The 7,329-nt window shown below is 67.6% G+C and carries 7 protein-coding genes; 5 read left to right on the top strand and 2 right to left on the bottom strand.

The annotated features are described in order from the left end of the window. The coding region (locus VF662_RS10500; RefSeq protein WP_464140746.1) for a TonB-dependent receptor at positions 1–1,964 on the bottom strand (1,964 nt) is incomplete at its 3' end. Between the two features lie 169 nt (positions 1,965–2,133). On the opposite strand from VF662_RS10500, the gene VF662_RS10505 reads away from it, so the two are divergent. From VF662_RS10505 to VF662_RS10525, 5 genes are all read left to right on the top strand, one after another. Further along, positions 2,134–2,598 (top strand): PH domain-containing protein, encoded by a 465-nt coding sequence (locus tag VF662_RS10505; protein WP_464140750.1) that lies wholly within the window; start codon positions 2,134–2,136, stop codon positions 2,596–2,598. After that, positions 2,595–4,085 (top strand): PH domain-containing protein, encoded by a 1,491-nt coding sequence (locus VF662_RS10510; RefSeq protein WP_464140753.1) that lies wholly within the window; start codon positions 2,595–2,597, stop codon positions 4,083–4,085. The genes VF662_RS10505 and VF662_RS10510 overlap by 4 nt, the downstream gene beginning before the upstream one ends. After that, the gene (locus VF662_RS10515; protein ID WP_464140756.1) at positions 4,076–4,960 is read left to right on the top strand and encodes a LysR family transcriptional regulator; all 885 of its coding nucleotides are present in this window, start codon (positions 4,076–4,078) and stop codon (positions 4,958–4,960) included. The genes VF662_RS10510 and VF662_RS10515 overlap by 10 nt, the downstream gene beginning before the upstream one ends. Before the next feature lie 86 nt (positions 4,961–5,046). Further along, positions 5,047–5,709 (top strand): NADPH-dependent F420 reductase, encoded by a 663-nt coding sequence (locus tag VF662_RS10520; protein ID WP_464140760.1) that lies wholly within the window; start codon positions 5,047–5,049, stop codon positions 5,707–5,709. 22 nt (positions 5,710–5,731) lie between these two features. Beyond that, on the top strand, positions 5,732–6,799 hold the full coding sequence (locus VF662_RS10525; RefSeq protein ID WP_464140762.1) for an alkene reductase: 1,068 nt from the start codon (positions 5,732–5,734) through the stop codon (positions 6,797–6,799). On the opposite strand, the gene VF662_RS10530 is transcribed toward VF662_RS10525, so the two are convergent. Continuing rightward, positions 6,800–7,329: enoyl-CoA hydratase-related protein (locus VF662_RS10530; RefSeq protein WP_464140765.1), on the bottom strand; the 530-nt coding region annotated here is incomplete at its 5' end.

The following is a 7,329-nucleotide window of genomic DNA, read 5'->3' on the forward strand; positions in this document are numbered from 1 at the left end:
GGCTTCACCGACAGCGATGCATTGACCATCGTGTAGCCCTTGGTCGGCGTCTCGAAGGCGGCGAGCCGGTCCTGCGCGGTCACCCGCTCGACCTCGACGCGGCCCTGCAGCTGATCGCTCTGCGCTTCGAGCCCGCCCAGCAGGCGGAAGGGCGGGATGCGCGGCGCGGGGCCGGCGCTGTCGATCGTCGCCCGCACGTAATCCGCAACGCCGTCGAGGTTGATCGCGAACTTTCCGAGCTGGGCGAGCTTCACCGATCCTTCGAGCTCGATCCCGAAATAGCGGGCATCGTCCTGCAGATTCTGGAAGACCGGAAGCCCGTCCTCGATCGCGCCGGTAAGCTGCTGGTAGATATAGTCCTTGAACCAGCTGTGGTAGACGGACGCGCCGAGGCTGTAGCCGTCGCCGCTGCTGTGAAGCGTCGCTTCGATGCCCCAGCTCTTCTCCTTCCTGAGATCGACGTCGCCGACCTCGAACGCCTGCGTGCCGGCGTGGGGGCCGTTGGCGTAAAGCTCTTCGGCCGAGGGCGCGCGCTGGCTGTGCGAGGCGTTGAGGCCGATCCGGGTGCGGGGTGCCACTTCGTAGCTCGCGCCGAGCGAGCCGGAATAGGCATCGAAGCTGCGCCGGAGCTTCGGATTGCCGAGCAGAGCGTCGGCATCGGCCTCGGCGATGCTGTGCTCGTAGCGTGCGCCCGCTTCGCCGCGCAGCTTGCCCTTGTCGAGCGTCTGGAGGGCGAAGATGCCGATCTGCCGCGTCTTGTTCTTCGGCAGGAACTTCTCGTCGCCGACGATATCCAGGCTGCGTTCGAAATATTGCGCGCCGAAGCCGCCGCCCCAGCCGTTGTGCGTCGACTGGACGAATTCGAGCCGTGCCTCGGCGCCCTTGTTGAAGAAGGACGTGCCGATCTCGCCCGTCTCCTCGAGCTCGTCGTGCCGGTAGTCGGCATAGCCGCCGCGAAGCCGAACGGTATCGAGGAAGCCGCTGCCGAGATCGATCTCGGCCCGGCCGTCATAGCGGGTCTGCTTGACGTCGATCCGCACGCGCTCGGCTTCCTCGCCGGGCTCCAGAGCGTAGCGGACGGGGATGCCGTAGAGGCTGTCGTAGCGGTTGACCGAGAAGCCGATATTGTTCTGGCCGCTGACATAGGCCGCGCCGGCGGCGATGTCGGAGGTGCGGCCGCCGCTGTTCGGGAGCGTGCCGCGAAGCTCCGCCAGCTCGCGGATCTCCGGGTCCGCACTCGCCGCCGCCTGCCGCCGAAGCTCGGGCGAGAGGACGAAGCCGCCAATGTCGAGGTTGCCGGTCTTGCTGTAATTGCCGTCGAAGTGGAGGACGAAATGGTCCGCGACGGGGGCATCTACCGTCACGTTGCCTGAGCGTTCGTTGGCAGCCGACCCGTAAGTGGCGAGCGCTTCCGCGTGGACCTTTTCCTGAGGGATCCGGCGTGGAATCCGAGCATCGATCACGTTCACGACCCCGCCGATCGCCGCCGAGCCGAACAGCAGGGCGCTCGGCCCGCGAAGCACTTCAATCCGCTCCGCCGTCAGCGGGTTGATCGCGACCGCATGATCGACGCTGGTGCTGGACGCATCGAGGCTGCCGATGCCGTCGGTGAGAACGCGCACCCGCTCGCCCTGGAAGCCGCGGAGGACGGGGCGGGAGGCGTTTGGTCCGAACGAGGTCGCGGAGACGCCCGGCTGGCGGGTCAGGGTCTCGCCGACGGTGGTCCTGAGGTCGCGGGTCAGCTCCTCGCCGGCGACGACGGAGGTGCCGGAAAGGATGTCCTGCCGATTGCGGCGGAAGCCGGTGATGACGATGTCCTGATGGTCGCCGTGGGTGTCGTCTTTGGCCTGGGTCGTCTGGCCGAGAGCGCCGCTTTGGCTCGCCGGCACGTCCTCGGCCGAGGCGGGAAAGGCGACGAGAAGCGCAGCCGCGCTGCCCAGCAGGCTCAACTTAAGCAAATCCATATCTCCGGTTTCTTGGGGCCGGCGCATAGCAGGCATGTAACGTTATACAACATCACCGTGGGAGCGAGGGCCCGTGAAACGCGCCAGCTGAACGCCAGATGAGCGGCTGGGGCAAGCGCGCCGGAACGTCGCATTTGGTAGGTGGAAGCAGGGCGGCTATCGTGCGCCGATGATGACGCCGCTTCACCCCCGCCAGCTCACCATCCTGCGCATCCGGGCAGGCATTGCCGCGGCAATCCTGCTCGCGGCGGTGGTTGTCGCGGAGCTTGCCTTGCTGGGGGAAAATCCGCTGCGGTTCGGCCTTGCTTCGGCCGGCTCCGCGCTCCTGCTCGGGCTGTCCGCGATGCTGCTCCCGAGGCGGCGGTATCGGAGCTGGGGCTATGAGATGGGCGAGGACGAGCTCCACGTGCAGCACGGGCTCTGGATGCGGGCGCGGACGGTGGTGCCGTTCGGGCGGGTCCAGCATATCGACGTGACCCAGGGGCCGCTGGAGCGGCGCTTCGGGCTCGGAACGCTCGTCCTGCATACGGCAGGGACTCGGCACAGCGCCGTTCACCTGCCGGGCCTGGAGCATGACGAGGCGGGGCGGATGCGCGATCACATCCGCGGCAAGATCCGGCAGGATCTCGGATGACGGCCGACACGGTGGCCGATCGGCGGCTGCACCCGTCCACCCTTTTCATCCGCTTCATCAAGAAGGCTCCCGAATTCCTGCTGGGCCTGCCGGCGCTCGTGGGCTTCGCCTCCAACGCCGGAATGCGGCGCATCCTGCTGATCGCGCTCATCGGCGGACTTGTTTCCTTTGCGGCCTCTCTGCTCTCCTGGCTCCGCTTCCGCTACGGCGTCGGCGAGCGCGACATCGTCATCGAAAGCGGGGTGTTCCACCGGCAGCGGCGGGTCATCCCCTTCGATCGGGTGCAGGACGTCGATATCGAGCAGCGCTTCCTCGCCCGGCTGTTCGGCGTCGCCAAGGTCGCGATCGAGACGGGCGGCGGCGGCAAGAACGAAGGCGACCTCAACGCGGTGTCGCTGGCCGACGCGCATCGCCTCCGCGACATCATCCGCGGTGCGGCGCGGGAGGAAGCGGCGGCGGCGGAGGTTGCGGAGCGGCCCGAGCCCTTGCTGTTCGAGATGCCCTTGAAGCGCCTGCTGCTGGCCGGCCTGTTCAACTTCTCGCTCGTCTATCTGGCGGTGATCGGCGGCAGCTTCCAATATGTGCAGCCCCACATCCGCAGCGCCTTTCCCGATCCTACCGACTGGATTGTGCCCGAGGCCGTGCGCGCAGCTCGAACCGGCCTCTACGCGACCGTCGCGATCGTCGGCATCGTGCTGCTGCTCGGCGTGCTTTTCGGTCTCATCCGGACGATCGGGCGCGACTATAATTTCCGGCTCACGCGCACCCCGGCCGGCTTCCGCCGCCGGCGGGGTCTGCTCACCCTGTCGGAGGTCGTGATCCCGCTCCGCCGCGTGCAGCTTGCGGTGGTGGGCTCCGGATGGCTGCGGAGGCGTCTCGGCTGGTATGGGCTCGAATTCCAGACCTTAGGCGCGGAGGCGCAGCAGAGCGGGCATCAGTCGGCCGCTCCGTTCGCGCGCATCGAGGAGATCGAGCCGATCCTCGATGAAGCGGGGATCGGCCGGTTGCCGCAGGCGGGCGAGTTCATCCGCGTCTCCCGGCTGACGATCCTCCGCCGCTGTGTCGGGAGGATCATCCCCGCGGCCGCGATCGCCGTTGCGATCTCCTTCTTCCAGCCGGCGGCGCTGCTCGCGCTCATCCCGCTCGCGGCCGCGGTGGGGGCCGTCGTTCTTCACTGGCGGCGGCACCGCTATCTGCTGCGGGACGGGGCGCTCTACGTCGCCGAGGGGATCTTCCGGTACCGGCTCTGGATCATGCCGTTCGACAAGGCGCAGACGATCAGCGTCACCCGCTCGCCGCTCCAGCGATGGTTCGGCCTCGCGACCGTCGACGTCGATACCGCCGGAGCCTCGGCCCTCCGCTACCCGCAGATCAGGGATTTGACGGATGCCGACGCCGACGCCTTGGCGTCGCGCCTGCTCGGCGAATATCATCGGGCGCGGACGGCCAGGCGCCTAGCCGAAGGGGAGGGGCGGCAATGGACCTGAACCAGACGAGGGTCTTCGTCGAAGTCGTGCGCGCGGGCGGCTTCGCGGCGGCGGCGCGGCGGCTGGGGCTTCCGAAATCGACGATCAGCGCCCGCGTCCAGTCGCTCGAGCAGCGGCTCGGGGCGCAGCTCCTGAAGCGTTCGACCCGGCAGCTTTCGCTCACCTCCGAAGGCAGCGCCTATTTCGAAGCGGTTGCGAGCGCGGTCGATACCTTGGTGGACGCGGAGGCGGCGAGCACTTCGGAGAAGGGAGTCCTTTCCGGCAAGATCCGGTTCACCGCGCCGCTGGAATTCCCGCGCGAGGCGATCACCTCCGCGCTTGCTTCTTTCGTCGAGCTCCACCCGAAGGTCCGCTTCGAGATCATGCTGACCAACGAGCCGCTCGATCTCGTCGCCGACAATATCGACCTTGCGCTTCGCGGCGGCGATCCGGGCGGCGCCGGCCTCATCATCCGCAAAGTGGGGCAGATCGCCTTCGGCCTTTACGCCAGCCCGCGCTATATCGAGCGCTGCGGCCGGCCGGCGGGGATGGATGAGCTTCGGGAGCACGATCTGCTGCTGTTCGCGTCCCGCTCGCAGAGCCGGGTGCTCCGCGCCGCCGATCCGCTGGCGGGGCAGGAGCCGCGGATTACCTCGGACAATTTCGCCTTCCTCCGCCGGCTCGCGGTTGCCGGGATCGGCATCACCGCGCTTCCGGACGTGTTCGTCGCCCGCGACGTCGCTGCCGGCCGGCTCGAGCGCGTGCTGGACGCCTGGACGGGCGATCCTTCCGCGCTCTTCATCGTCTTCCCCTCGCGCAAGGACATGACCCCGCGCGTCAAAGCGTTCGCCGACCATTTGGCGACGGCCATGGCGGGTTGGGATACGTCCATCTGACTGGACGGTGAGGCCGCAAAACGGCTGCTAGTCGAACGAAGCGTCGTGGCGCATTTGCTCCGTGGAACCCGGCAGGGAGATCGACGATGAGCAATGCGATCATTTTCAAGCGCCAAAAAGCCGAGATTGGAATCCTCGGCACCGGAAGCATGGGCGCAAGGCTGGCGGCGATGTTCGCCCGTGCGGGCAGGAGCGTTGCGCTGGGCTCGCGAAGCCCGGACCGGGCGCTCGCCATTGCGCACGACCTCGCTCTGCCCGGCCTCGTCGGCGGAAGCTATGAGGAGGCGCTGGAGGCCGAGGCGGTGCTTCCCGCGATCTTCATCCGCGACGGCTTGTTCGACATCCTCGAGCGGAACGCGGCGGCGCTCGACGGCAAGCTGCTGATCGACATCAGCAACCCCTATAACGAAGACTATTCGGACTTCATCCTTCCCTGGGACACCAGCGGCGCCGAAGAGCTTCAGAAGCGCTTGCCGCGAACACGCGTCGTCGGCGCGTTCAAGAACGTGTTCAGCGCGGTCTTCGATAATCCTTTGTTCCTCGGAACGCCGAGCGACGTCTTCCTGCTGGGGGACGACGACGGCGCCAAGCAGGAGTTCCTGCGCCTCGCCGAGGGCACTCCCTTCCGCTACCTCGACGCCGGCCCTCTGATCAACGCCCGCGCGATCGAGCGGATGACGATGATCACCGGCGCGCTCGGCCGCCGCCTCGGATCCTATCCCCGCATGAACTGGCGCCTGCTCGGCTGAGCAGAGCCGGAAGGAGACTGAAATGACCGATCTCTTCACCCCCGTCCATGTCGGCCGAAACGAGCTTCCGAACCGCATCGTGATGGCGCCGATGACCCGCGACCGCGCCACCGGCGCCGTCCCGAACGATCTGATGCGGCTCTATTACGAGCAGCGCGCGTCGGCCGGGCTGATCGTGACGGAAGGCATCGCCCCGGAGCGCTATGGCCACGGCTATATCGACACGCCCGGCCTCTACACCGCGGAGCAGGTCGCCGGCTGGCGGGCGATCACCGAAGCGGTCCACGCCAAGGGCGGCCGCATCTTCGCGCAGCTGATGCATACTGGCCGGATTTCGCACCCCTCGTTCCTTGATGGGCGCACACCCGTCGGTGCATCCGCAGTCCGGCCTGCGGGACAGGTGCACACGACGGAGGGGCTTGCCGATTTCGTGGCTCCGCGCCCGCTGGAAAGCGAGGAAGTGACCGGCATCGTCAGCCATTATACGCGCGCGGCCAAGCTCGCGGTCGCCGCCGGCTTCGACGGCGTCGAGATCCATGCCGCCAACGGCTATCTGCCGCACCAATTCCTCTCGACCAACGCCAATCGGAGGATCGACAAATGGGGCGGATCGATCCCGAACCGGGCCCGTTTCCTCCTGGAGATCGCCGACGCCTCGGCGGCCGCGATCGGCAGCGAGCGGGTCGCGGTGCGGCTGAGCCCCGGCCACGGCTTCAACGACATCGAGGAGGAAGATGCGGTGACGCTCTACGCCTTCGTCGCGCACCGCCTCAGCCGCCTCGGCCTCGCCTATCTGCACGTGCTGGATTCTCAGCCTGGCTTCGACGTCCCGGCGCTGATCCGAGCCAATTATCCGGGCACCTTGATGCTGAACCAGGGCTATGACCGTGAGCGCGCCAATGCCGACATTGCGTCGGGCAAGGCCGAGCTCATCTCGTTCGGGATCCCCTTCATCGCCAATCCGGACCTGCCGGAGCGGCTGCGGATCGGAGCGCCGCTCAACACCCCGGACCGCGAGACCTTCTACACGGGCGGCGAGCGCGGCTACACCGACTATCCGGCCCTCGCCGAGATGGCGCAAGCGGCCTGATCAGCCGAAGTTCGGCGCCCGCTTCTCGAAGAAAGCGGCGAAGGCCTCGGCCGCTTCGGCCGAGGTGAGGCGGCCGGCGAATAAGGCGGCTTCCTCGTCGATCCGCGCCTGGACCTCCGACTGGTTCGAGCGGATGAGCCGCTTGGTGATGCGCACCGCTTCCGGAGGCTTGGCGGCGATTGCCTCCGCGATGTTCCGAACCCGCGCCTCGAGGTCGCCGATGATGATATCGGTTACGAGGCCGTAGCGGAGCGCCGTCTCTGCGTCGAACGGATCGCCCAGCAGGAGATGCTTCGCGGCCCGCTGCGGGCCGATCAGCCAGGGGAGGAGAAGCGAGCTTGCCGCTTCCGGCACGAGCCCGAGGTCGACGAACGGCATCGAGAACATTGCGGTCGGAGCGGCGAGGATGAGATCGCAGTGGAGCAGCATCGTCGTGCCGACGCCCACGGCCGCGCCTTCGACGCCGGCGACGAGGATCTTCGGGAAGCTCGTTATCGCCGAGAGGAAGCGGAAGACCGGCTGGTTGGTGT

The sequence above is a fragment of the Allosphingosinicella sp. genome, assembly GCF_036387215.1.
Taxonomy (GTDB): domain Bacteria; phylum Pseudomonadota; class Alphaproteobacteria; order Sphingomonadales; family Sphingomonadaceae; genus Allosphingosinicella.

Coding starts and splice junctions, on each gene's coding strand:
- VF662_RS10505 (WP_464140750.1), top strand. CDS start 2,134: ATGATGACGCCGCTTCACCCCCGCCAGCTCACCATCCTGCGCATCCGG.
- VF662_RS10510 (WP_464140753.1), top strand. CDS start 2,595: ATGACGGCCGACACGGTGGCCGATCGGCGGCTGCACCCGTCCACCCTT.
- VF662_RS10515 (WP_464140756.1), top strand. CDS start 4,076: ATGGACCTGAACCAGACGAGGGTCTTCGTCGAAGTCGTGCGCGCGGGC.
- VF662_RS10520 (WP_464140760.1), top strand. CDS start 5,047: ATGAGCAATGCGATCATTTTCAAGCGCCAAAAAGCCGAGATTGGAATC.
- VF662_RS10525 (WP_464140762.1), top strand. CDS start 5,732: ATGACCGATCTCTTCACCCCCGTCCATGTCGGCCGAAACGAGCTTCCG.